Consider the following 2,261-nt stretch of genomic DNA (forward strand, 5'->3'; position numbering starts at 1 on the left):
GCCTGGATGACGGCGCGCTCTGCCGCCATCGWCGCCAGRTCTTCGAGCTGTCCGACCGTCAGAAGGGCCGGAGTGGTCATGTCGGGTGYGCTGCTCACTCCGGCYTCTCCCGTCAGGCGCCCAAKGGCTTMGWGGCGGTGCGKGCSCGCCGCGCGAGGAAGGCYGCAATGCCGTTCCCGACGAGAGCAAGCGCGCCAGCCACCATCAGCTGGTCTTCGGGCGCGAGCGTGTATCCAAGGATGGACACGAGCGGCGTGACCGCGGCGACGATGGCCGACCAGTTCGCGCGCGACTGGTACCAAGCTTCCGTCGATGCCGCGTGCTGGATCTCCGGCGACGCGGCCACCTTGTCGACGATCGCAGAGGCGATTGCGGCTTGGGCGGCCGGGGTGACGTTCGCGGCAACATTGGGGTTTGCGTTCGCCTGTTTCAGGGCTTCGGTGGTAGCCGCCGCGAGCACATGCGGAAGCGCCCTTGCAAGAGCAGAGGTCATGGTAGACTCCAATTTTGAGGGTTGATCAGATGCCGAGCGCCTTTGCTGCTCGGCTGTAGTAGGTCCTTGCCTCATCGAGGCCGTTCTTGCCGCCGTTCACACGCTTGCGGATCGCGACGATGTCGCCCTTATCCGCGAACGCGTTGAGGCCCCTGCTCATCCAAAAGACGAGCGCGGAATCGATTGCTGCCGGCATTGAGCGAATCGCGTCGGGATCGTCCTCGTATCCGGCTTCGCGATAGTTGGCCCGCCCGGTCGTCTGGATTGCGCCGCCGCCGCGGTACCGCCACCCGTCGCCGGGCTGCGTGTTGCCAAGATCCTTCCGCCCGCCATAGACCTTGTTCGCCAACGCCTGCGGATTATTGGCGAACGGAGCCGCCTCCCCAACTGTCTTGAACCGTGTATTGAACACCACGACGAGCCGTTTGGCGGTGTAGTAGAGGTTTTCCTCGAGCGCTTTGAGCCCGCCTGTCTCGGTCGCGATCTGCGCGAGGAAGTGCGCAAGCCTGGGCTTGGTCACGATGCCGGCGGCTTCGATCGCGGCGCGACGATCGAGAATGCCGTCGACGATGTCAGAACGAGCGCCGGGACAGACTTTGCGCACGAGTTCCGCCGTGAGGAGGCTCGTCGTGCCGACCTCTCGCAGATCCGGAGCGAGCGCGGCGAGCGTCCTCGGCCCAACGACGCCGTCCGCGACAAGACCATTGGCCTTTTGGAATGCGCGGGCGGCCGCTTTCGACTTCGCACCCCATACGCCATCAGCGGTACCGAGGTCATACCCGCGCGCCAAGAGAGCGCGCTGAATCTCAGCGACGGTCATGTTCGTCTCACGTGTGTTAGGAGCTTGGAGCCGAGAGGAGGAAGTCGCCTATGCCGGCGCCTGACCGGCAAGGACCGCCGTTCGGCGTCCTGCAGTGATCAGGTTCGCATCGACGAGGTCTTGCAGGCCATCACCAGTGCGCGGATCGTCGAGATCGATGTATTGCGCACCGAGCGCTTTGTCGTACCAGAGCTTGATCGGCGCTTGCGTCATTGCCGCTTGCACGAGCGTCAGTTGCTCCGCTTCTGTGAAGAGCTCCATGAACTCGAGGAACGAATAGCGACGCCGTGCGAGCACACCATTGTCGAACAAGACTTCCCGAAGCTCGTCTTCGTTCAAAATTCGGGTCGTCGATCCGCCATTCTCCAACCAGGCGACATAGTCTGGATCGTCAAGGTCAACGTAATCGCCGACCTTGCTTGACCAAGCCYGATCCTCGTCGCCCCCAACAAACCAGTACCAGTCCTTGGCGGTTGCAGGGCTGAAATAGAGCCCGCTCCCCAACATGTCCAAATTTACGAATTGCGGAATCCCGTCCATCGTCATCTCCTGTTAGTTGTAACGACCGAATGCGGTTGCCGTACCCGCGCCGGAGCCCGGCAGATACGAAGCGCCCGCGCCGCCCGTGTAGATGACCCCAAAGTTATCGACGAAATAACGGAAGCCCGTACCCGCGCCTGAGAAGACGCAAGACGAAAGGTCTAGATAGGCTTGGCTGCTTTGAGCATAGTATTGAAGGAACGCCGGGGTGCCTGTCAGCGTGATGGTAACGCTGCCGATTTGGACTACACCAAACGAAGAAGCTTGAACGTGGCTTTGCGCGTTGGAGCTAATCGTGTAGTTGCTGATGCAGGAAACAAACCCCGCATTGCCGCAAGCGATATGGAAGCGTTGGCAACTGCCGAACGTGACGCCGCCGAACTGAATGTAACCCGTGTTGCAGTTGAT

General features: G+C 61.7%; 3 protein-coding genes and 1 pseudogene. All 4 read right to left on the bottom strand.

Translation table 11 applies throughout. From position 1 onward, the window contains the following. Positions 1–112: 112 nt before the first annotated feature. Positions 113–493, bottom strand: coding sequence for a hypothetical protein (locus AC1DT3_RS18485; RefSeq protein WP_477466687.1), 381 nt, complete (start codon positions 491–493; stop codon positions 113–115). Between the two features lie 25 nt (positions 494–518). Next, a complete protein-coding gene (locus AC1DT3_RS18490; RefSeq protein ID WP_477466688.1) occupies positions 519–1,313 on the bottom strand; it encodes a peptidoglycan-binding protein in 795 nt (264 codons plus the stop codon). A gap of 48 nt (positions 1,314–1,361) precedes the next feature. Further along, on the bottom strand, positions 1,362–1,853 hold the full coding sequence (locus tag AC1DT3_RS18495; protein ID WP_477466689.1) for a hypothetical protein: 492 nt from the start codon (positions 1,851–1,853) through the stop codon (positions 1,362–1,364). 12 nt (positions 1,854–1,865) lie between these two features. Next, positions 1,866–2,261, bottom strand: a pseudogene (locus AC1DT3_RS18500) (hypothetical protein); the annotation flags it as partial.

It is taken from the genome of Microvirga sp. P4_G7, from assembly GCF_056401005.1.

What these genes read in the sequence shown, in the direction of transcription:
- AC1DT3_RS18490 (WP_477466688.1), bottom strand. Translation starts at nt 1,313, where the DNA reads ATGACCGTCGCTGAGATTCAGCGCGCTCTCTTGGCGCGCGGGTATGAC.